At 69.6% G+C, this 20,788-nt stretch carries 21 protein-coding genes, 1 pseudogene and 1 riboswitch; of the genes and pseudogenes, 12 read left to right on the forward strand and 10 right to left on the reverse strand.

Annotated features, from left to right (window positions below; all coding sequences use genetic code 11):
* Window positions 1–33: 33 nt before the first annotated feature.
* From ACRRRO_RS05635 to ACRRRO_RS05655, 5 genes are all read left to right on the forward strand, one after another.
* A complete protein-coding gene (locus ACRRRO_RS05635) occupies window positions 34–678 on the forward strand; it encodes a VOC family protein (RefSeq protein ID WP_424797436.1) in 645 nt (214 codons plus the stop codon).
* Between the two features lie 58 nt (window positions 679–736).
* A complete protein-coding gene (locus ACRRRO_RS05640) occupies window positions 737–1,048 on the forward strand; it encodes a hypothetical protein (RefSeq protein ID WP_424797435.1) in 312 nt (103 codons plus the stop codon).
* A 187-nt stretch (window positions 1,049–1,235) separates the two neighbouring features.
* Window positions 1,236–1,466, forward strand: a complete 231-nt coding sequence (locus ACRRRO_RS05645; RefSeq protein WP_424797434.1) for a DUF6458 family protein — start codon at window positions 1,236–1,238, stop codon at window positions 1,464–1,466.
* A gap of 40 nt (window positions 1,467–1,506) precedes the next feature.
* Window positions 1,507–1,947, forward strand: a complete 441-nt coding sequence (locus ACRRRO_RS05650) for a hypothetical protein (RefSeq protein WP_434081197.1) — start codon at window positions 1,507–1,509, stop codon at window positions 1,945–1,947.
* Entirely contained in the window at window positions 1,911–2,558 is a 648-nt protein-coding gene (locus ACRRRO_RS05655) for a phosphatase domain-containing protein (protein ID WP_434081198.1), read from the forward strand. Before ACRRRO_RS05650 ends, ACRRRO_RS05655 begins: the two co-directional genes overlap by 37 nt.
* A gap of 21 nt (window positions 2,559–2,579) precedes the next feature.
* Here ACRRRO_RS05655 and ACRRRO_RS05660 read toward each other — a convergent pair whose 3' ends face one another.
* On the reverse strand, window positions 2,580–3,650 hold the full coding sequence (locus ACRRRO_RS05660) for a VIT1/CCC1 transporter family protein (RefSeq protein WP_434081199.1): 1,071 nt from the start codon (window positions 3,648–3,650) through the stop codon (window positions 2,580–2,582).
* Between the two features lie 143 nt (window positions 3,651–3,793).
* On the opposite strand from ACRRRO_RS05660, the gene ACRRRO_RS05665 reads away from it, so the two are divergent.
* Window positions 3,794–4,519, forward strand: a complete 726-nt coding sequence (locus tag ACRRRO_RS05665) for an HNH endonuclease family protein (RefSeq protein WP_424797432.1) — start codon at window positions 3,794–3,796, stop codon at window positions 4,517–4,519.
* A 46-nt stretch (window positions 4,520–4,565) separates the two neighbouring features.
* On the opposite strand, the gene ACRRRO_RS05670 is transcribed toward ACRRRO_RS05665, so the two are convergent.
* From ACRRRO_RS05670 to ACRRRO_RS05680, 3 genes are all read right to left on the reverse strand, one after another.
* Entirely contained in the window at window positions 4,566–4,874 is a 309-nt protein-coding gene (locus tag ACRRRO_RS05670) for a YtxH domain-containing protein (protein ID WP_424797431.1), read from the reverse strand.
* A gap of 106 nt (window positions 4,875–4,980) precedes the next feature.
* Window positions 4,981–7,308, reverse strand: a complete 2,328-nt coding sequence (metE, locus tag ACRRRO_RS05675; protein ID WP_434081200.1) for a 5-methyltetrahydropteroyltriglutamate--homocysteine S-methyltransferase — start codon at window positions 7,306–7,308, stop codon at window positions 4,981–4,983.
* Window positions 7,309–7,337: 29 nt separating this feature from the next.
* Window positions 7,338–8,306, reverse strand: coding sequence for a methylenetetrahydrofolate reductase (locus tag ACRRRO_RS05680; protein ID WP_434081201.1), 969 nt, complete (start codon window positions 8,304–8,306; stop codon window positions 7,338–7,340).
* A gap of 58 nt (window positions 8,307–8,364) precedes the next feature.
* Window positions 8,365–8,465: riboswitch (SAM riboswitch) on the reverse strand.
* 151 nt (window positions 8,466–8,616) lie between these two features.
* Between ACRRRO_RS05680 and ACRRRO_RS05685 the strand changes: the two genes are divergently transcribed.
* The 6 genes and pseudogenes from ACRRRO_RS05685 to ACRRRO_RS05710 all read left to right on the forward strand — a co-directional run bounded on the left by ACRRRO_RS05685 (window position 8,617) and on the right by ACRRRO_RS05710 (window position 15,320).
* Window positions 8,617–8,967 carry a hypothetical protein gene (locus ACRRRO_RS05685; protein ID WP_434081202.1) on the forward strand — a complete coding sequence of 117 codons (351 nt, stop codon included), beginning with the start codon at window positions 8,617–8,619 and terminating at the stop codon, window positions 8,965–8,967.
* Window positions 8,952–9,134: a hypothetical protein gene (locus ACRRRO_RS05690; RefSeq protein WP_434081203.1), complete on the forward strand. Its 183-nt coding sequence runs from the start codon at window positions 8,952–8,954 to the stop codon at window positions 9,132–9,134. Before ACRRRO_RS05685 ends, ACRRRO_RS05690 begins: the two co-directional genes overlap by 16 nt.
* Before the next feature lie 53 nt (window positions 9,135–9,187).
* Window positions 9,188–12,745, forward strand: a complete 3,558-nt coding sequence (icmF, locus tag ACRRRO_RS05695; protein WP_434081204.1) for a fused isobutyryl-CoA mutase/GTPase IcmF — start codon at window positions 9,188–9,190, stop codon at window positions 12,743–12,745.
* A gap of 236 nt (window positions 12,746–12,981) precedes the next feature.
* A pseudogene (locus ACRRRO_RS05700) lies at window positions 12,982–13,817 on the forward strand (fumarylacetoacetate hydrolase family protein).
* Window positions 13,814–14,572 carry an SDR family NAD(P)-dependent oxidoreductase gene (locus ACRRRO_RS05705; protein WP_424797425.1) on the forward strand — a complete coding sequence of 253 codons (759 nt, stop codon included), beginning with the start codon at window positions 13,814–13,816 and terminating at the stop codon, window positions 14,570–14,572. Before ACRRRO_RS05700 ends, ACRRRO_RS05705 begins: the two are co-directional and overlap by 4 nt.
* 61 nt (window positions 14,573–14,633) lie before the next feature.
* On the forward strand, window positions 14,634–15,320 hold the full coding sequence (locus tag ACRRRO_RS05710; RefSeq protein ID WP_424797424.1) for a FadR/GntR family transcriptional regulator: 687 nt from the start codon (window positions 14,634–14,636) through the stop codon (window positions 15,318–15,320).
* A gap of 76 nt (window positions 15,321–15,396) precedes the next feature.
* On the opposite strand, the gene ACRRRO_RS05715 is transcribed toward ACRRRO_RS05710, so the two are convergent.
* The 6 genes from ACRRRO_RS05715 to ACRRRO_RS05740 all read right to left on the reverse strand — a co-directional run bounded on the left by ACRRRO_RS05715 (window position 15,397) and on the right by ACRRRO_RS05740 (window position 20,786).
* Window positions 15,397–15,840, reverse strand: coding sequence for a pirin-like C-terminal cupin domain-containing protein (locus ACRRRO_RS05715; RefSeq protein ID WP_434081205.1), 444 nt, complete (start codon window positions 15,838–15,840; stop codon window positions 15,397–15,399).
* The gene (locus ACRRRO_RS05720; RefSeq protein ID WP_434081206.1) at window positions 15,834–16,289 is read right to left on the reverse strand and encodes a pirin family protein; all 456 of its coding nucleotides are present in this window, start codon (window positions 16,287–16,289) and stop codon (window positions 15,834–15,836) included. Before ACRRRO_RS05720 ends, ACRRRO_RS05715 begins: the two co-directional genes overlap by 7 nt.
* Window positions 16,290–16,370: 81 nt before the next feature.
* Window positions 16,371–17,561, reverse strand: coding sequence for a fumarylacetoacetate hydrolase family protein (locus tag ACRRRO_RS05725; RefSeq protein ID WP_434081207.1), 1,191 nt, complete (start codon window positions 17,559–17,561; stop codon window positions 16,371–16,373).
* Window positions 17,558–18,940 carry an enolase C-terminal domain-like protein gene (locus ACRRRO_RS05730; protein ID WP_424797421.1) on the reverse strand — a complete coding sequence of 461 codons (1,383 nt, stop codon included), beginning with the start codon at window positions 18,938–18,940 and terminating at the stop codon, window positions 17,558–17,560. The genes ACRRRO_RS05725 and ACRRRO_RS05730 overlap by 4 nt, the downstream gene beginning before the upstream one ends.
* Before the next feature lie 25 nt (window positions 18,941–18,965).
* Window positions 18,966–20,228 carry a TRAP transporter large permease gene (locus ACRRRO_RS05735; protein WP_424797420.1) on the reverse strand — a complete coding sequence of 421 codons (1,263 nt, stop codon included), beginning with the start codon at window positions 20,226–20,228 and terminating at the stop codon, window positions 18,966–18,968.
* Window positions 20,229–20,240: 12 nt separating this feature from the next.
* Complete coding sequence (locus tag ACRRRO_RS05740; RefSeq protein ID WP_424797419.1) at window positions 20,241–20,786, reverse strand: TRAP transporter small permease; 546 nt, start codon at window positions 20,784–20,786, stop codon at window positions 20,241–20,243.
* Between the last annotated feature and the right edge of the window lie 2 nt (window positions 20,787–20,788).

The following is a 20,788-nucleotide window of genomic DNA, read 5'->3' on the forward strand; positions in this document are numbered from 1 at the left end:
CGTCGTCGTCGGCCCCTGCCTACGGTGGCCGCTATGAACGCACCCGTACCGACCCACTTCGACCACCTGGTGTACGCCGGACCGGACCTGAACGCCGCGGTGGCCGAGTTCACCGAACGCACCGGCGTGGCCCCCGCGCCGGGGGGCAAGCACCCCCGCGGTACCGCGAACCACCTGGTCGCCTTCACCGTCGACGGGCAGCGCACCCGCGGCTACTTGGAGATCATCGGGCCGGACCCGGACCGCCCGTCCACCGAACCGATCACCACGTTCGGCATCGATGCGTTGGACGACGCCCGCCTGGTCACCTTCGCTGTGCACCCGCCGGACCTGGAGTCGGTGATCGAGCGGGCCCGGGCCGATGGGTACGACCCAGGCCCGATCGAACCACTGTCGCGGCGCACCCCGGAGGGCACCGAGTTGCACTGGCGGCTCTCCCGCCCCCGGGCCCATTCCCCGGCGGTTCCGTTCCTGATCGACTGGGGCAGCACCGACCACCCGGCCCTGGGCGACCTCCCCACCGTGGAACTGCTCGGCGTGCAAGCCACGCACCCGGAACCCGATCGGGTGCGCGGCGTGCTGGACCTGCTTGGGGTGGACCTGAGTATCGAGTCCGGGGCGAGCACCACCCTGCACGCCCGGTTGCAGACCCCGAACGGGCCGGTGCACCTGACCTGACCTGCGTCAGGGCCCGCGAGCGGGCCCGTGGCTCTGCCCGCGCGCGTACCCTGGTGGCATGATTCTGATCGGCGGGGTGAAGCCCTACCGCACCGTGCTGGCCACGGTCACCCTCATCTGCGGGCACTGCCAGAATCCGGCGGCGCACCGGCTGATCGAGGACATAGGCAAACTCACCCTGTTCTTCATCCCCACCGTTACGGTGTCCACCCGGTATGAGGTGGAGTGCGTCTTCTGCGGTGCCCGGAACCCGATGATCAAGGCCGAGGCGCACACGCTGCAGGAACGCGCCCGCGCCGCCGGCGCCACCCCCGGGGCGGTGCTGGGCACGGTCAACCCCGGACGACGGCGGGGCACGCCCGGCGAGTGAGCCGCACCCCCCGGGTCGGCCGGCGATGGCGGAGTTCACCCGGCGCGTGACCTGCGCCCGGACTGACCGGCGGAGGACGCGTGCCTCGTCCCGACATGCCGGACCGGTCAACCTGCGCCACCATGGTGTCGCGCCCTCGCGCGCCGTGCGTCGAGAACCGGCGCCGAAACGAAGGAGAGGTTGGCAGATGAGGATCGGACTTGGAGTCTTCCTGTTAGTGGTCGGAGCGATCCTGGGCTTCGCCGTCAGGGACAACATCAACGCGGTGGACCTGACCATGATCGGCTACATCTGCATGGGTGCCGGTGTGCTGGCGATCGTGCTGTCCCTGGTGCTCCAGGGCCAGCGGGCCAACACCTCCCACCGAGAGGTGGTGGAGCGTCGCGACGAGGGGCCCCCGCCGGCACCACGGGCCTGAGCCGGCGGGCTCGGACGGACGCCCTGCGCACGGAGATCGCATGCCAGCGGGTACCCATGTTGCCGCCGCCGTCGAGGACGCGCTGAACCGTCGACTGATCCACTTCCTCCGCAACCGCGGGTGGCGCCCCCGCACCATCGCGCACACCGGGTACGGATCGCCGGACTTCGTGCGCATCCTGGGCCGGGTGGTGATGACCCGCAACCCGCTGCCGGAGTCCGACGCCGAGGCCGACGCACCGGCCAAGCCGGTACGCGGTTGGCGCCCGTACGTGACGGCGCCGGTGGGAATGATCCCGGTCACGGTCACCATCGACGGCCGGGACCACCACACCCGTGCCGACCGCGGCGGCTACATCGACCTGTCCGTGCACGGCCACGGCCTGGCGCCCGGCTGGCACCAGGTCACCCTGCGCGCCCGGGCCAGCACGCCGGTCCGGCCCGGGTGCGCATCATCTCCTCCCGGGCCCGGGTCGGCCTGATCAGCGACATTGACGACACCGTGATGATCACCGCCGTACCGCGCCCGTTGATCGCGGTCTGGAACACGTTCGTGCGCCACCACAGCAGCCGCCGGGTGGTTCCGGGGATGGCCCGGTTCTACCGCCGGGTCGAGGAGCAGGTGTCCGACCTGCCGGTGTTCTACCTGTCCACTGGTGCGTGGAACGTGGTGCCCGCGATCGCGGAGTTCCTGCACGAGCACGACTATCCGTTCGGCCCGAAGTTGATGACCGACTGGGGCCCGACCAATACCGGCTGGTTCCGTTCCGGCCGGGAGCACAAGGAGCGCACTCTGCGGCGGCTGCACACCGAGTTCCCGCACGTGCGCTGGGTGCTGGTGGGCGATGACGGTCAGCGCGATCCGGCGATCTACGCCGAGTTCGCCCAGGAGTTCCCCGGGGCAGTGGCGGCGATCGCGATCCGCCAGCTCACCCCCGGCGAGCAGATCCTGTCCCACGGCACCCCGGTGGCCCTCCCCGACGCCGACCGGCGCCGCGGGATGCGGGGCGCGCCCCAGTTCCTGGGTGGGGACGGTGTGGCCCTGGCCCCCCAGGTCCTCAACGCCCTGGCGGACGCAGCGCCCCCGGACTGAGAGAGCGGACCTTTCGGCCGCTCAGCCGATCACCGCACCGAAGGCCAGCCCCAGCGCGTAGGTGACCGCTGCCGCACCCCACCCGATGCCCAGTTGCCGCAGCGCCCGAAGCCAGGGCGAGGATCCGGACAGCAGGCCCACGGTCGCGCCGGTGACCACCAGCGCAACCCCGACCAGCAGCGCGGCCAGCAGCACCGCCAACAGCCCGTTGGCCCCGAACAGGTAGGGCAGTACCGGGATGATCGCCCCGGTGGCGAAGAAGAAGAAACTGGCCACCGCCGCACCCAGGGCCGAGCCGAGCTCGACGGGTGCCGAGCCGGCCCCGAGTGGTTGCTGGCGTTGCGCGTCGGCCACCGCAAGGCGCTCGGCGGCCCGGGCCTGCGCCTCCTGCTCCGGCATCCCCCGGGCGCGGTAGATCAGGGCGAGTTCGTTGGCGTCGACATCCAGGTGCTCGATCACGGTATGGGCCGACGGGCTCGGGGCGGAGGCATCGACGAGTTCCCGCTGGGACTGCACCGAGACGTACTCCCCCGCCGCCATCGACAACGCCCCGGCGAGCAGCCCGGACAGCCCGGCCAGCAGGATGACGTTCGTGGAGGTGCCTGCTGCGCCGATCCCCAGCACCAGAGCAAGGTTGGAGACCAGCCCGTCGTTCATCCCGAACACCGCGGCCCGGAACGAGCCGGACATCCTGGCCCGGCCCCGCACCGCCAGCGAACGCACCACCTCGGCATGGATCCGCTCGTCAGCGGCCATGGCGTCGGTGGCGTCGTCGTCCTCGGCATAGGCCGAACGCGACTCGGCACGCTGGGCCAGGGCGAGCACGAAGACCGAGCCGAACCATCCGGCCAGCAGGATCAACAGGCGTGACCGCAACGAAGGGCCGCGGGCGCGGCCGGGGTAGTCGGCCAGCAGTTGCTCCCAATGCGCGGCATGACGCGCTTCGGCATCGGCGAGGGCGTTCAGGATCTGCGCCTCCTCACCACTGCGGCGCTGCGCCAACGCCCGGTAGACCTTGGCCTCGGCCTGCTCCTCGGCCAGGTACCGGCGCCACCGGCGCACCTGGGTCCTGCGCGGGGAAGGGTCGGACATGGGGACCAGTGTTGCGTATCCCGGGGCACTCCCGATGACGGCGCCGCGCCCGTGTCCACAGCGTTGCCCGGGGCGATCCCGGGGTCCACACCAGACTCGGCGGCGCGGGCCCGGGCCGGGTGTGCCCTGTGAGGCTCCTGGTGGTGAACAGACTGGCGGAACTGCTGGGGTGGGAGCCCGGCCTGGTGCGGCGGGTGCTGCACGCCGTCGCCGTGGCGGTGCTGTGCGTGGTGTTCGCGCTGGTGGCCCCGACGTGGTGGGCGCAGGTGACCCCGGCCCCGGCGTGGACGGTCCCACCCGAGCGGGTGCAGGCCGCGACGGAGGCACTGACCCGGCTGCCGGTGGTGGGCGAGCCGCGGATGCTGGCCGGCTATGACCGCGATCACTTCGGTCCGCCGTGGTTCGATGTGGACGGCAACGGCTGTGACACCCGCAACGATCAACTGGCCCACTGGCTCGCCGAGGTCACCTACGACCCGGTGCAACCGTGCGTGGTGGTGGCCGGTGTGCTGCACGACCCCTACACCGGGCACCGGATCGAGTTCGAACGCGGCCCGGACACCAGTTCAGCGGTACAGATCGACCACGTGGTGGCCCTGGCCGATGCGTGGAGCAAGGGGGCCGATTCCTGGTCGCCGTCAGTGGCCCTGGCCTTCGCCAATGACCCGGGGAACCTCATCGCGGTGGACGGAGCGGCCAACCAGGACAAGGGCGCCTCCGATGCCGCGCACTGGCTGCCCTCCGATGAGCGGTTTCACTGCGCCTACGCCGTCCAGCAGGTACTGATCAAGGACGCCTACCGCCTGGGCGTGACCCCGGAGGAACTGGGCGCGCTCACCGAGATCGTCACGGCCTGCCCGGCCGGCTGACGACGCACAGCCGGCCCGGGCGAGCCACGGCGAACTCTGGACGACCTCAGTCGTGCGGGCGCGGTGCCGGCGGGTAAGGCTCGGCCGGGGCCTGAACGTCCTCGGAGCCCACGGAGGAGTCGGAGCCGAACTTGCTCTTGACCGTGTCGGTGATCTTTCCCGCCACGTGCGAGCCCTGCTCGCGCATGACCTCCCCGACCTTGCTCTCCGCAGCCGAGACCTTTTCCTGCACCGTCGGGTTCTCCCAGACGTTCTTGGCCTGCGCCTTGATCTTGTCGTAGTGCTCCTGGCCGGCGCGGGTACCCAACAGGTATCCCACGGCGGCGCCCAGCACGAACCCGACCTTGCCCTTCATAGCATCCACTCCCTCGTTGTCTTCGTGCCTCCACGCTAGCGCTGCTCGCCGTGATCGCACGCCGGGGAGTGCGGTTGGAGCCGCTCCGGTGCGAACCCCGGCCGGATCAGGCCTGCACGATCGCGCGCGCCTCCCTGGCCGCGGCCACCAGATTGCGCAGTGAGGCCGTGGTCTCCTCATAGCCTCGGGTCTTCAGCCCGCAGTCGGGGTTGACCCACAACTGGTGCGGGTCCACCGAGCCCAGCGCGATCCGGAGCAGTCCGGTGAGTTCGGCGGTGCTGGGCACCCGGGGTGAGTGGATGTCGTAGACCCCCGGCCCGATCCCCCGGGCGAAGGAGGAGTCGGCGATGTCCGGGACGATCTCCATCTTGGACCGGGCCGCTTCCACCGAGGTCACGTCGGCATCGAGGCCATCGATAGCCCCGATGACCTCACCGAACTCGGAGTAGCACAGGTGGGTGTGCACCTGGGTGGCGTCCCCGGCGCCGGCGGTAGCCAGCCGGAACGCGTTGACCGACCAGTCCAGGTAGTCCTCGTGTTCTTCCTGGCGCAGCGGCAGCAGTTCCCGAAGCGCCGGCTCATCCACCTGGATCAGCCCGATCCCGGCCGCCTCCAGATCCGCCACCTCATCGCGCAGCGCCAGGGCCACCTGGTTGGCGGTCTCACCCAGCGGCTGATCATCGCGCACGAAGGACCAGGCCAGGATCGTCACCGGACCGGTGAGCATGCCCTTGACCGGCTTGTCCGTGCGGGAGGCGGCGTAGGTGGACCACTGCACCGTGATCGGTTCGGGCCGGGACACGTCACCCCACAGGATCGAGGGCCGGGTGCACCGGGATCCGTAGGACTGCACCCACCCGTTCTGGGTGACCGCGAAACCGTCGAGGTTCTCGGCGAAGTACTGCACCATGTCGTTGCGCTCGGGCTCGCCGTGCACCAACACATCCAGGCCCAGTTCCTCCTGCAGCGCGATCACCCGGTCGATCTCGGCGCGCATCGCCGCCAGGTACTCCTCTCCGGTGATGTCGCCGCGTCGTGCCTTCGCCCGGGCGCGCCGCACCTCGGCGGTCTGCGGGAACGACCCGATCGTCGTCGTCGGCAACTCCGGTAGGTCCAGCGCCGCCCGCTGGGCGGCCTGCCGGGTGGGGTAGTCGCTGCGCGCGAAGTCGGCCTTCGACAGCCGGCCCGTGCGCTCACGCACCACGGGCACCGTGACCCCCTCGGCGCCGGCCCGATTGGCCCGCACCGCGCGGGAGGCCTCGAACGCGTCGGCGGCCCGCTCGGGCCCGGCCGCCAGGGCCCGGACCTCACCGACCTTCTCATCGGCGAACGCCAGCCAGGACCGCAGCTGCGCGGGCAGCTGGGGTTCATCGGCCACGGTGTGCGGCACGTGGAACAGCGAGGTGGAGGTGGACACCGCCACGGTGGCCTCGGGCCCGGCAGCGCCGCGCAGGGCGGTGAGTTTCTCGTGGGCGGCGTCCAGGTCGGTGCGCCACACGTTGTGCCCATCGACCAGCCCGGCCACCACCAGGGTCACCCCGGACAGGTCCGCACCCGCCACGTCGTCGGGGACGTCCCCGCGCACCAGGTCCAGTCCGATCGCCTCCACCCCGCTTCGGGCCAACGGGGTGAACGCGCTGCCCAGCCGGTGGTAGGGCGCGGCCACGAACAGCGCCGGTCGCTCACTCGCCCCGGCCAGGGTGGTGTAGACCCGGGAGACCAGTTCGCCGAGTTCGGCCCGGGAGATCGGCCAGGTGTCGGAGACCAGCCCCGGCTCGTCCAGCTGCACCCAGGGAGCACCGGCCTCGGCGAAGGCGGCCAGCCACCGGGCGTACACCGCGGTCAGGTCATCGATACGGTCCAGCGGGCTGAAGCCGTCCGGGGCCGCCTCACTGGCCTTGGACAGCAGCAGGAACGTGATCGGACCCACCAGCACCGGGCGGGTGATCACGCCGTCCTCGGCGGCCTCGGTGAACGCTGCCACGCTGGGGGTCTCAACCAGATCGAAGGCGGTCTCCGGGCCGATCTCGGGCACCAGGTAGTGATAGTTGGAGTCGAACCACTTGGTCATCTCCAGCGGTGCCCGGTCACCCTCCCCGCGGGCCACGGTGAAGTAGCCGGCCAGGTCCAGCGATCCGTTCTGATCGCGCAGGTCGTCGAACCGCGCCGGGATCGCCCCCACCTGTGCGGCCACCGAGAGCACCTGGTCATAGAAGGTGAAGTCGGAGGGGATCGAGGCGTCCTGGGCGTCCAGACCCAGGCCACGCAGGCGGGTGCGCAGATCCGCACGCAGCGCGCGTGCGGATGCGGTCAGTTCGGCGGCGTCGGTGCGGCCGGCCCAGAAGGACTCCACGGCTCGTTTGAGTTCGCGATCCGGGCCGATCCGGGGGTAGCCCAGGATGGTGGCGGCGGGGAACGGGGTGTGCTGTGTCATGAGACTTCCTGTTCGGGTGCGGTTGAAGATCAAGCCGACGACGGCGGGGCCGGGTGGGGGCGCTCCTCGCCGGGGCTCAGGCCAGGGTGGGAACCGGGGCGCAGCCCGGACCCGTAGAGCAGGTCCAGTGCCGGCGTGGCGGTGTTGAAGGTGTACACGTGCAGGCCGGGTGCCCCGAGGGCGAGGATGTCGTTGACCAGCGAGCGGGTGGCCTGCAGACCCAGCCGGTAGGCCTCCTGCTTGGAGGCAGCTCCATCCAGCGTGTCCAATAGACCCTCGGGGGGGCGTACGCCGGTGAGTTGGTGCAGCTTGCGCAGCCGGCGCGGGTCGGTCAACGGGATCACCCCCGGCAGGATCGGGATGTGCACCCCGGCCGAGCGGGCCTGTTCCAGCAGCGCGGCGTAGTGCCCGGCGTCGTAGAAGATCTGGGTGATCGCGAAGTCGGCACCGGCCTCCTGCTTCTCCACCAGGGCGGCGATGTCACGCGGGTCGACCACCGGGTTACCGGTCTTGTCGCGCAGTGCGCCGGGATAGGTCGCCACCGAGATGCTCAGCGGGTTCACCTGCCCGGTGGTGGCACCGGCATCGCCGAACCGTTCGGCCTCGATGGACCGCAGCAGGCGCACCAGTTGGCTGGAGCGGGTCAGCCCCTGCGGGTGCGGCTCCCAGTCCGGTTCGCCCGCGGGCGGGTCCCCGCGCAGGGCGAGGAAGTCGCGCACCCCCTCGTCGAGCAGGTCCTCGATCACCCCGCGCAGTTCCCCCGCGGAGGCCCCCACACAGGTCAGGTGGGCGATCGGGGTGACCTCGGTCTCGGTGACGACCCGCCGGATCAACTCCCGTGAGGTCTCCCGGGTGGAGCCGGACGCGCCGTAGGTGATGGAGAAGAAGTCCGGTTGGGCCGCGGCCAGTTCCGCGAGGGTGCGCACCAGGGCGCGCTCGCCCTTCTCCGAGCGCGGGGGGTAGAGCTCGAAGGAGATGGTCGGTCGGTCGGAGGGCACACGAAGAAGGCTAGCCGTGCTCATCGGATGCGCCCGTCGGGGGATGCCTGCATGAAGAACTCCATCGGTCCTGGCGTGAGCACCCTTCCCGCGGGAGGCTTCCGTTGGGGGTTGCTGCGGCGTCGTGGAGCCAGGTCTCTCGGCCGCTCTGGATGGTCGGTAGCCAGACTACGGGCCTGCTGCCGGGCAGGCACAAGAGTAAAGTCCGCCCGTCTCATCCCCTGAGATTCCGGTCTGGCTGGCGCCGTGACGCTCGTGAGGTGTCCGCAACGCCCCGGGACGCACTCGGCTTGCGCCGTAGGGTGGTCGCGTGCGCGCCGACCGGGACCCGATCCATCAGGCCCATCAACAGTGGGTCCGGCACGGCTGGGCTGAAGCCGCCGACGGCATGGCCCTGGTCACCTCGATCGTGCGGGTCAACCAGTTGCTGGCCGAGCGCATCGATTCGGTCCTGCGCCCGATGGAGTTGACCTTCGCCCGGTACGAGGTGCTCCGGTTACTGTCGTTCGCCGCCGGAGGGGAGATGGCGATGTCCCGGATGGGCTCCTTGCTGCAGGTGCACCCGACCAGCGTGACCAGCCTGGTCGAGCGGCTGGTGCGCAGGGCTACGTGGAGCGGGTGCGCAGCAACTCCGACGGCCGGGTCGTGCTGGCCTCCCTGACCGTTACCGGGAGGACGGCCGTGGAGGAGGCGACCAGCGCGCTCAACGCCGAGGTCTTCATCCGACCCGGTCTGCCGCCCGAACAGGTTCGGGAACTGACGAAGTTGCTGGGCCTGATGCGCGCCGACGGCGGCGATCAGGTGCAGCCACCCCCTATCGAGGAATAGTTGGATGTCCTAGTATCTGGAGTAGTCGCACCCGACGGTGAGCCGAGGACGCCATGACCGAACAAGCACGACCCCTGCATGTGCCGGAGCACCCGGTCCGCGTCGTCACCGCTGCCAGCCTGTTCGACGGGCACGACGCCTCGATCAACATCATGCGCCGGATCATGCAGTCCCAGGGCGCCGAGGTGGTGCACCTGGGCCACAACCGGTCGGTGCAGGAGGTCGCCGAAGCCGCACTGGAGGAGGACGTCCAGGCCGTTGCCGTCTCCTCCTACCAGGGCGGGCACGTGGAGTACTTCGAGTACCTCGTCGACCAGCTCGCCGAACGCGGCGCCGGCCACATCAAGGTGGTCGGCGGCGGGGGCGGCGTGATCGTGCCCGAGGAGATCACTCGGCTACGCGAATCGGGAGTGACGATCTTCTCCCCCGAGGACGGTCAACGACTCGGACTGCCGGGGATGGTCAACCAGGTCATCGAACAGGCCGACGTCGACCTGTGGGAACTCGGCGGAGCCGACGTCCACGCCGTCCTGGCCGGGGACCGGACGGCGCTGGCCCGGGCGGTCACCGGCGCCGAACTGGGGCGCATCAGCGAGGCCGACCGAGGCCGGTACGTCGAGGCCGCCGGGCGGCGCACCGTCCCGGTGCTCGGGATCACCGGCACCGGCGGTTCGGGCAAGTCGTCCCTGACCGATGAGGTGCTGCGCCGCTTCCGGGTGGACCAGGGCGACCGGTTACGCATCGCGGTGCTGGCCATCGACCCCACGCGGCGTAAGGGCGGTGGTGCGCTGCTGGCCGACCGGATCCGGATGAACGCCCTGGGCGGTGAGCAGACCTACTTCCGGTCCATGGCGACCCGCGGGGACAGCGAGGTGCCCGAGGCGGTCCCGGCCGTCCTCGACATCCTCAAAGCGGCGGGTTTCGACCTCATCATCGTCGAGACCCCCGGGATCGGGCAGGGTGACGCGGGCATCGTTCCGCTGGCCGATGTGTCCCTGTATGTGATGACGCCGGAGTTCGGAGCGGCCAGCCAACTGGAGAAGATCGACATGCTCGACTTCGCCGACGTGGTCGCGATCAACAAGTTCGAGCGCCGCGGAGCGATGGATGCGCTGCGCGATGTGGGCCGCCAGATGGTGCGCAACCGGGAGGCCTTCGGTTCCAAGCCACAGGACATGCCCGTCTACGGCACCTCCGCGGCCACCTTCAACGACGACGGCGTGACGGCGCTGTACCAGGAGCTGCGCGACCGGCTCGGCGAACACGGACTGGAGGTGGGCGCGGGCGCGTTGCCCAGAGTCGACGTGCGGTACTCGTCGATGATCACCCCGGTGGTCCCCGCGGCCCGGGTGCGCTACCTGGCCGAGATCGCCGAAACGGTCCGGGGCTACCATGCCGACACCGAGACCTACGCCGATGCGGCCAGCCGGGTGCAGCACCTGGAGTTCACACTCGAGGAGTTGTCCGCGGCAGGCAAGGCGCACGACGACGTGGCCCGGCTTGCCGAGGACGCACGCCGGGCGTTGCCGGCCGAGGTGCTCGAACAGCAGCAGCAGTGGCCGGCGACGGTGCAGGTCTACTCCGGGACCGAGCACACGGTGCGAGTGCGCGAGCGTGACATCACCACCCGCCTGACCCGGGAGTCCCTGTCCGGCACGAAGGTGCCCCGGGTGGCACTGCCGCGCTTCCGCGACGCCGGGGACATGGTGCGCTTCTGGCGCCGGGAGAACCTGCCCGGGCGCTTCCCGTTCACCGCCGGGCTCTATGCGTTCAAGCGGGCCGATGAGGATCCGACCCGGATGTTCGCCGGTGAGGGCGACCCCTTCCGCACCAACCGGCGGTTCAAGCTGCTCTCCGAGGGCCAGCCGGCCACTCGGCTGTCCACCGCGTTCGATTCGGTCACCCTCTACGGTCACGACCCTGCCGCCCGGCCCGATATCTACGGCAAGGTCGGCACCTCCGGTGTCTCGATCGCCTCGCTGGAGGATATGAAGGCTCTCTACGACGGCTTCGACCTGGTGTCGCCGGCGACCTCGGTGTCGATGACGATTAACGGGCCGGCACCCACCGTGCTGGCGTTCTTCCTCAATGCCGCCATCGACCAGCAGCTGGACGCCTTCCGCCAGGACGAGGGGCGCGAGCCCTCAGCCGCCGAAGCCGAGGAGTTGCGCGGGCACGCCCTGGCGAACGTGCGCGGCACCGTGCAGGCCGACATCCTCAAGGAGGACCAGGGGCAGAACACCTGCCTGTTCACCACCGAGTTCTCGCTGCTGCGGATGATGGGCGACATCCAGCAGTGGTTCATCGACAACGGGGTGCGCAACTTCTACTCGGTCTCGATCTCCGGCTATCACATCGCCGAGGCCGGGGCGAACCCGCTCAGCCAGTTGGCGTTCACGTTGGCCAACGGGTTCACGTACGTGGAGTCCTACCTGGCACGGGGGATGGACATCGACGACTTCGCACCCAACCTGTCCTTCTTCTTCTCCAACGGGATGGACCCGGAGTACTCGGTGATCGGGCGGGTGGCCCGCCGCATCTGGGCGGTGGCGATGCGGGAGAAGTACGGCGGCGGCGAGCGCAGCCAGAAACTGAAGTACCACGTGCAGACGTCGGGTCGTTCCCTGCACGCCCAGGAGATGGACTTCAATGACATCCGCACCACCCTGCAAGCCCTGATCGCCATCTACGACAATGCCAACAGCCTGCACACCAACGCCTACGACGAGGCCGTGACCACCCCGTCGGCCGAGTCGGCGCGCCGGGCGCTGGCGATCCAACTGATCATCAACAAGGAGTGGGGACTGGCACTGAACGAGAACCCCAACCAGGGCTCGTTCATCATCGATGAACTCACCGACCTGGTCGAGGAGGCCGTGCTGGCCGAGTTCGACCGGATCTCCGAACGCGGTGGTGTGCTCGGCGCGATGGAGACCGGGTACCAGCGCGGCAAGATCCAGGACGAATCGCTGCTGTACGAGCACCGCAAGCATGACGGCACGCTACCGATCATCGGCGTGAACACCTTCCGCCGTCCACCCTCGGAGGAGCCCGAGGACGCCACGGTGGAGCTGGCCCGCGCCACCGAGGCGGAGAAGCGCTCCCAGTTGGAGCGCGTGGCCGACTTCCAGGACCGCCACCGCGAGGAGGCCACCGAGGCGCTGGAACGGCTCAAGCGTGTGGCGGTGACCGGCGAGAACGCCTTCGCCGAACTGATGACCGCCGCCAGGGTGTGTTCCCTGCAGCAGGTGACCGAGGCATTCTTCGAGGTGGGTGGGCCAGTACCGGCGCAACGTGTGAAACAGAACGCTTCCGGGCGGAGTGTCGGTGCCGGGGTGCATGCTGAGCGGGTGCGACATTGGAGGCAGATGGCATCGGCTGGACACCGGCGCCGATCGCCCGCAGATGCGGAGGAGATCATGACACAGCACACCAGGGAGAACACCGAGACCACCGAGGCCGAGGCGCGCGCCGAACGCGACGCGGTCCTGCACCTGATCGGCGGGGACGAGGACGGCCTGCGCGCCCGGCTGGACGGCGAGGGCCTGACCGGATGGGAGTGGTCGCTGCTGAGCGAACTCGAGCAGTGGGATCAGCGCCTCGGCGCCTGAGCCATCCCGCCCGGGCCGAGGTCCCGCCCGAGGGACACGCCTTGAGCGAGAGACACCCCCAGCCGATTCAGTTGGAGAATCGGTCCGCAGGTGGGTGGCACACCCGACTTCGAGCCCGAGGTTCCGCCATCCGGTCAAGGTCGACACCCTAAACATCGGATGACTAGGCTTTGGGCTGGCATCTGGGAGCCCCCGGCAGCCCCGACAACACCACACCAGAACAGGGAAAGAACACCATGCGATTCGGGCGAGTAGGACCGGCCGGGGCTGAGGTCCCGGCAGTACTGGACGGCGACACCTGGCGCGACCTGCGCACGGTGACCGAGGAGATCGACGGCGAGTTCCTCGGCCGACAGGGTGAGGTGGACTGGGCCGGTGTGCTCGGGGGCCTGACGCCGCTGGAGCCCGGCCGCATCGGCGCCCCGGTCGCACGGCCCGGCAAGGTGGTCTGCATCGGCCTGAACTACCGCGATCACGCCGCCGAGTCCGGGATGGACATCCCCGCCGAACCGGTGCTGTTCATGAAGGACCCGGCTACCGTCGTCGGCCCGGATGACCAGGTGCTCATCCCCCGCGAGTCGGTCAAGACCGACTGGGAGGTCGAACTCGCCGTCGTCATCGGTCGGACCGCCCGGTACCTGCCCGACGAGCAAGCGGCTCTGGACGCGTGGCCGGGTACGCCATCGCCAACGACGTGTCGGAGCGGGAGTTCCAGCTCGAGCGCGGCGGGCAGTGGGACAAGGGCAAGAGTTGCGAGACGTTCAACCCGCTCGGCCCGGTACTGGTCACCGCCGATGAGGTGGCCGACCCGGGCAACCTGAACCTGCGCCTGTGGGTGAACGGGGAGCTGCGCCAGGACGGCACCACAGCGGACATGGTGTTCGGCGTCGGGCACATCATCCACTACCTGAGCCAGTTCATGGTGCTGCACCCCGGTGATGTGGTGAACACCGGCACCCCGGCGGGGGTGGCGATGGGCCTACCCGGCCAGCCCTACCTGCGCGCCGGTGACGTGATGGAACTGGTAATCGAGGGCCTGGGCCGTCAGCGCCAGGAACTGGTGCAGGCATGAGCGCCCCGGCACAGGACCTCGCGGGGCTGGTGGCCCTGGTCACCGGCGGTGCTTCCGGGATCGGAGCCACCACCGCCGTCGAGTTGTCCGAGCGTGGGGCGCGGGTGGCGCTCCTGGACCGTGACGAGGGCGCGCCACCGGAGGGGCTGCCCCTGTACCGGGCCGATGTGCAGTCCGATGACGAGGTCAATTCCGCGATCGAGCGGGTCGTTGCTGATCTCGGCGGCTTGGACATCGTGGTCAACAACGCCGGGATCGGCGCCCAGGGCGATGTCACCCAGAACTCCTCCGCGGATTGGCTGCAGGTACTGGACATCAACGTGGTCGGCATCGCACGGGTCAGCGCGGCCGCCATCCCGCACCTGCGCCGCTCCCGGGCAGCCGCGATCGTCAACACCTGCTCCATCGCCGCGCTGGTGGGGCTGCCCCAGCGGGCCGTCTACACCGCCTCCAAGGGCGCGGTGCTGGCGCTGACCCGGGCGATGGCGGCCGATCACGTCGGTGAGGGCATCCGGGTCAACTGCGTCTCCCCCGGCACCGTGAACACCCCGTGGGTACAGCGGCTGCTCGCCTCGGCGGAGAACCCCGAGACGATGCTCGCGCAGTTGCGTGCCCGCCAGCCCACCAATGAGCTGGTCGAACCGATCGACGTGGCCCGTGCGATCGCCTACCTGGCTTCGCCGCTGTCCGGAGCGGTGACGGGTATCTCGCTGTCGGTCGACGGCGGGATGAACGACCTGCGCATGCCTTCCTGAGGCCGGTACGTTCAGCGCGGTACAGCCCCTGGCGAACCCGCCCCTCACTATGCTCAGCGCTATGGCAGTCACCGACCACGCGATCACCAAAATCAAGTCGATGATCATGAGCGGTGAACTGAAGCCCGGGATGCGGCTGCCGCCGGAGAAGGAACTGAGCGAGCGCCTGGGGCTCTCCCGCTCGTCGATGCGCGAGGCGGTCAAGGCCCTGGAGGTGATCCGGGTGCTGGACGTGCGCCGCGGCGACGGCACCTATGTGACCAGCCTGGACCCGACGTTGCTGCTCGAGGCGATCTCGTTCGTGATCGACCTGCACGACGACGCCTCGGTGCTGGAGATCTTCGAGGTGCGCCGGGTGCTGGAGGAGGCTGCCGCGGCGCGCGCCACCAGCCGGATGACCGATGAGCAGATCGCCGCGCTGCGCGCCGACCTGGACCAGGTGGCCAAGGCCGCGACGGTGGAGGAGCTGGTCGAGCACGACCTGCGATTTCACAAGGGCATCACCGACGCGGCCGGGAACAACTACCTGGGCAGCCTGATCGACTCCATCTCCAGTGCCACCGTGCGCGCCCGGATCTGGCGCGGCATCACCCAGGCCGGCGTCGTCGAACGCACCCTGGCCGACCACACCGCCATCCTGGACGCGATCGAGGTGCGCGACCCGGACCTGGCCCGCGCCCAGGCGGCAGCGCACATCGCCGGTGTGGAGCACTGGCTGCACGGCGCCGCGCGCCTCACCGGGGACTGAGTCATCACACTCGTGGCGGTCCCGTCCTAGCCCCAGGCGCTCGGGTCGCCGTCACCGGGGGGGTTCATGCGGGGTTTCAGACGGACCTGGGCATCGGCGGGGCCGGCAGGCGCTGCACCGACCCGGTATAGCCCTGGACCCGTCCGAATCGTTCCGAGCCCGCCTCCCACTCCGTGCGGTAGTCGACGATCTCCTCGTGGGTGCGGCCGATGAAGTTCCACCACATCATCACCGGCTCCGGGAACGGTTCACCGCCCAGCAGCATCACCCGGGCGGGCCGATCGGTCAGGTTGGTCAGCCTGAGCCGGTCATGGCCCGGGCCCAGGTAGCCGAGTTCGCTCGGTTCCAACTCCGTCTGCTGCAGGCGTACCGGCCCGGCGTCCACCAGCACTCCGTGCTCGAAATCCGGCTCGACGTCGAGGACGATCTCGGTGTCGGGATCGAGCAGCAGTTCAGCACCCAGCAGCGGGCTGTAAGCGGGCACCGGGGAGGTATGGCCGGCCAACGACCCGATCAGCACCCGCGCCTCAGCGCCCTGGAGGGCGAGCGGTTCGGGGACGTGGTGGGTGAAGTCCCGGGTGGAGTGCCGGAGGCCTCGGGCAGCACGGTCCACAGCTGCACCCCGTGCAAGGTGTCACACCCGGGGGTGGAGACCTCCGAGTGGGCCACGCCGTGCCCGGCGGTCATGATGTTCACTTCCCCGGGCCGGACCAGGGCGTGGGCGCCGGTGGTGTCCCGATGTTCGATCTCTCCGGTGAACAACCAACTGACCGTCTGCAAGCCGGTGTGCGGGTGCGGCGGCACGTCCATCCCACCAGTGCTCGAGACATCGTCGGGGCCGTAGTGGTCCACGAAGCACCAGGCGCCGATGAGCGACCGGGCCCGCTGCGGCAACGTCCGGCGCACCCGCATCGCCCGCGGCCCCCCGAGGGGCACCTCCCGGCTGGTGATCAACTGCACATCGCCCATGCCGTTCACCCTGGCACAGACGGAAGGGGGCGGCAGTCCCAGCGGCGGCGACCGGCCTTGCGCTGAGACCCCCGCGTCACCTCAGCGCAACAGACCCCGCTGCAGCAGGTTGCGGTAGAAGTCGTCGATCCCCATCGTCCACGGCTCGGCCTGGTGGCTGTGCGTGACCCGGTTCACCAGCGACCCGAGACCGGGCTCACTGATGGTGACGATGTCGCCCAGGGCGTGGGTGAAGCCCGAACCACCTTCCCCGCGGTCCTGGGTGGGGGCGAACAGCGTGCCCAGGTACAGCGCGAACCCGTCGGGGTACTGGTGATGGTCACCGATCACGTGGGAGACCAGGTCCTCCGGGTCCCGGCTGATCTTCGACAGCGGGCTGTTGGCCTCCAGCCGGAACCCGTCGGTGCCCTCGATGGTCAGCGTCACGTCCGCTGCGCGCACCTGGTCCATCCGATAGCCCTCGTCGAACAGGCGCAGGAACGGGCCGATCGCGGCCGAGGCGTTGTTGTCCTTGGCCTTGGGCAGCAGCAGCGCGGAGCGACCCTCCACATCGCGCAGGTTCACGTCGTTGCCCAGCGTGGCCCCCACGACGCGCCCGGTGGAGGAGACCACCAGCACCACCTCGGGCTCGGGGTTGTTCCAGGCCGAGTCCGCGTGCAGCCCGATCTCCACCCCGGTGCCCACACTGGCCAGCACGGGTGCCTTGGTGAACACCTCGGGATCCGGGCCGATGCCCACCTCCAGGTACTGGCTCCACCAGCCCCGCTCCACCAGCATGTCCTTGACCCGGGCCGCTTCCTCCGAGCCGGGCTTGAGGTCCTGCAGCGACCCGCCCACCACCGAGCCGATCTGCTCACGGATCTTCGCCGCGGCGCCGGCGTCGCCATGGGCACGCTCCTCGATGACCCGTTCGATCATCGACACCGGGAAGGTCACCCCGGCGGCCTTGACCACGTGCACATCCACCGGCGAGAGGAACCCGGGCAGGGACGCATCCCGCCGCTCCGGCGGGGTGTTGGCCACGATGGCCGACGGCGACCCCAGGCTCGGCCCGTCCAGCCCGGCCGCGTAGCCGGCCGGGTCGGGGTGCTCGGTGATGTCGCGCACCGTGGCCACCAAACCGCTCAGGTCGATCACGTCCTCGGCCGTCACCCGCACCACCGAGGGCCCCCCGGCGGCCGGGTCCCAGACCCGGCCGATCAGGGTGGCGTCGCCGACGTCGTCGGGCAGCAGTTTCGCGGTGGTGAGGGCCTCGTTCAGGTCCGCGCTCATCGGGACGTCTCCATGGGGTCGGTGTCGGTGTCGGCACTGGAGTCGGCGTGGGCGCGCGTGGCACCGGTCACTGCCGCCCTGCCGGCGACCTCCTGCCATCCGGGGCCGTCGGGGAAGGTCCAGCGCTGCCGCGACGCGGTGTGCATCTCGGCGCCGATGCCGGGCTGTACGGGTGCCTGGTAACGGCCGTCGCGGACCCGCACCGGTTCCACGAAGTGCTCGTGCAGGTGGTCGACGAACTCAATGTATCGGTCCTGCTGGGAGGTGGACACCACCGCGTAGTCGATGAAGGAGAAGTGCTGCACCAATTCGCACAACCCCACCCCACCGGCGTGCGGGCAGACCGGAACCTCGAACTTGGCGGCCAGCAGCAGGTTCGCCAGGTTCTCGTTCACCCCGGCCACCCGGGTGGCGTCGATCTGCATGATGTCGATCCCACCGGCCTGCAGCAGTTGCTTGAACACGATCCGGTTCGCCACCGCCTCACCGGTGGCCACCTTCACCGGCGCCACCTCGGCGCGGATCCGCGCATGCCCCAGGATCTCATCGGTGCTGGTGGCCTCCTCGATCCACCACGGGTCGAACTCGGCCAGCGCGTTCACCCACTCGATCGCCTCGTTCACGTCCCAGCGCTGGTTGGCATCGATGGCCACCCGAAGGTCCTGGCCGAGTTCGCGACGGACCAGGTCCATGCGCCGCCGGTCGTCCTCCAGGGAGCCGCCCACCTTGAGTTTGATCAGGTCGAACCCGTCGGCCACGGCCTCCTTGCTCAACCGGATGAGCTTCTCATCGGAGTAGCCCAGCCAGCCCGGGGTTGTGGTGTAGGCGGGAAAGCCCTCGCGCTGGAGTTCTTCGATCCGTTCGGCCTTGCCTTCCTGGCCCCTGCGCAGGATCTCCAGGGCCTCCTCCGGCGTGAGCGCGTCGGTGATGTGGGTGAAGTCGACCGCACGCACGATCTCCTCCGGCTCCATTTCCGCGACGAACCGCCACAGCGGTTTGCCGGCGCGGCGGGCGGCCAGGTCCCACAGGGCGTTGATCAGCGCCCCGGCGGCCATGTGGCTCACCCCCTTCTCCGGGCCCAACCAGCGCATCTGCGAGTCGTGTACGAGCAGTTTCGCCGCCGCGCCCAGGTCCGCCAGCAACTCATCGGTGTTCTTGCCGATGAGCAGGTCACCGTAGGAGTCGATGGCCCGGGCCACGATCTCGTTCCCGCGCCCGGCGGTGAACACCAGGCCGTGCCCGCTCTCCCCGGACTCGGTGGTGATCTGCACGTAGGCCGCGGAGTAGTCCGGGTCCACATTGACCGCGTCGGAGCCGTCCAGCTCCAGGGAGGTGGGGAACCGCACGTCGTCGGTGCGCACCGAGGCGATGGTGGTCATGAAGGTCCTTTCGGTTAATGGGCGGCTACCCGAGCACTCCGGGCAGCCAGGTGGTGAAGAACGGGATGAAACTGATCAGCAGGAGCACGGCCACCAGCGGCACGTACACCGGCACCACTCCGCGGATGATCCGTGAGACCGGTATGTCGGTCACGCTGGACAGCACGAACAGCACCAGGCCCACCGGTGGGGTGAGCAGGCCCAGCATCAGGTTGAAGATGATCACCGAGCCCACGTGCAGCGGGTCGAGCCCGTACAGGGTGGCCACCGGAGCCAGCACCGGGACCAGCACCAGGATCGCCGCGGTCGGCTCGATGATCGCCCCGATGATGAACAGCAGCACGTTCAGCAGCAGCAGGAACACGATCGGGTTCTCGGTCAGGCCGAAGATGAACTCCCCGGCCAGCTGCGGGACCCGTTCACGGGCCAGGACCCAACCGAACAACGCCGCTGCGCACACGATGATCAGCACCGACCCGGTGGTCTCCACCGTGTTCTGCAGCACGCGCCTGACGTTGTGCCAGTTCATCGCGCCGTAGAAGATCGCCAGTACGGTCATGTAGACCACGCCGATCCCGGCGGCCTCGGTGGGGGTGAAGATCCCGCCCAGGATCCCGCCGAGCACCACGATTGCCGCGCCCAGCGCCGGCAGGGCTTTCAGTGACAGCGTCACCTGGTCCCGGACACTGGCCTTGGCCAGGCGCAGGTCGTTGCGCTTGCGCAGGGAGACGAACACCGTCACGCACAGCACCGTGAGCAGCAGCAGCGCGGGCACGATCCCGGCGATGAACAGCGCACCCACCGAGATCCCGGCGGTGACGGCGTAGATGATCGCCGGGATCGACGGCGGCAGGATCGGGGCGATCAGCGATGAACCGGCCGTGATACCCAGCGTCAGGCCCTCGGGATAGTTCCGCTTGAGCATCGCCGGCACCTGCACCCGGCCGAGCGCCGCGGCGTCACTGATCGCCGCGCCGCTCATCCACGCGAACCCGAAACTGGTGAACACGTTGACGTAGCCCAGGCTGCCGCGGAAGTGACCCAGCAGCGCGGTGGCCGCGTTGAACAACCGGTCGGAGATGCCGGAGACGTTGGCGATGTTGCCCAGCATGATGAACAGCGGCACCGCCAGCAACGGGAACGTGTTCACCCCGGAGACGGTCTGCTGGGCGGCGATCTGGAAACTCGCCGAGCCGTCCAGTACGACGTACACCAGGGCCGGCACCAGGAGCGCCCACGCCACCGGGACGCGCAGCCCAGGAGCAGGAACAGGGCCAGAATCATCCACAGAACGGTCATCTCAGAGTCCGATCTTCTCGATGTCGTCGGACTCCTGGTACCGGCCCGGGTACCGCGCGGCCAGGTACAGGTTGAACGCCGCGTGCAGTGTCATCAGTACCGACCCGACCAACAACGCCGCATAGACCACGCTCAGCGGAATGTCGGTGGCCGGGGCATTCAGCCGGCCGGTTGCGCGCACCAGGTCCCATGCGCCGTAGGTCAGCACTGCCGACACCGCCAGGACCATGAAGTAGGCGAACGCATCGATCGCGGCGATCACCCGCCCGGAGGACCGGGCCGAATAGAGCAGCACGGTGATGTGACGGCGGCGCGCCATGACGAAGGACGCGGACATGAACGCGAACCAGATCAACACGAACCTGGCCAACTCTTCCGTCCAGACGAACGGGGAGTTCAGCACGTACCGGGTGAACACCTGGATCCCGATGAGCACCAGCAACGCGGTGAGCAACCACATCGAGAGCACACGCTCGATGAACACCACCGCGCCGTATATCCGCGACTTCTGCTCCAGGTAGTCCTGGTCCGTGGGCGCCGCCGTCACCG

Source organism: Sanguibacter sp. Z1732 (genome assembly GCF_051020515.1).
GTDB lineage: Bacteria > Actinomycetota > Actinomycetes > Actinomycetales > Beutenbergiaceae > CALKWS01.

Coding starts and splice junctions, on each gene's coding strand:
- ACRRRO_RS05635 (WP_424797436.1), top strand. CDS start 34: ATGAACGCACCCGTACCGACCCACTTCGACCACCTGGTGTACGCCGGA.
- ACRRRO_RS05640 (WP_424797435.1), top strand. CDS start 737: ATGATTCTGATCGGCGGGGTGAAGCCCTACCGCACCGTGCTGGCCACG.
- ACRRRO_RS05645 (WP_424797434.1), top strand. CDS start 1,236: ATGAGGATCGGACTTGGAGTCTTCCTGTTAGTGGTCGGAGCGATCCTG.
- ACRRRO_RS05650 (WP_434081197.1), top strand. CDS start 1,507: ATGCCAGCGGGTACCCATGTTGCCGCCGCCGTCGAGGACGCGCTGAAC.
- ACRRRO_RS05660 (WP_434081199.1), bottom strand. CDS start 3,650: ATGTCCGACCCTTCCCCGCGCAGGACCCAGGTGCGCCGGTGGCGCCGG.
- ACRRRO_RS05670 (WP_424797431.1), bottom strand. CDS start 4,874: ATGAAGGGCAAGGTCGGGTTCGTGCTGGGCGCCGCCGTGGGATACCTG.
- metE (WP_434081200.1), bottom strand. CDS start 7,308: ATGACACAGCACACCCCGTTCCCCGCCGCCACCATCCTGGGCTACCCC.
- icmF (WP_434081204.1), top strand. CDS start 9,188: ATGACCGAACAAGCACGACCCCTGCATGTGCCGGAGCACCCGGTCCGC.
- ACRRRO_RS05705 (WP_424797425.1), top strand. CDS start 13,814: ATGAGCGCCCCGGCACAGGACCTCGCGGGGCTGGTGGCCCTGGTCACC.
- ACRRRO_RS05710 (WP_424797424.1), top strand. CDS start 14,634: ATGGCAGTCACCGACCACGCGATCACCAAAATCAAGTCGATGATCATG.
- ACRRRO_RS05720 (WP_434081206.1), bottom strand. CDS start 16,289: ATGGGCGATGTGCAGTTGATCACCAGCCGGGAGGTGCCCCTCGGGGGG.
- ACRRRO_RS05725 (WP_434081207.1), bottom strand. CDS start 17,561: ATGAGCGCGGACCTGAACGAGGCCCTCACCACCGCGAAACTGCTGCCC.
- ACRRRO_RS05730 (WP_424797421.1), bottom strand. CDS start 18,940: ATGACCACCATCGCCTCGGTGCGCACCGACGACGTGCGGTTCCCCACC.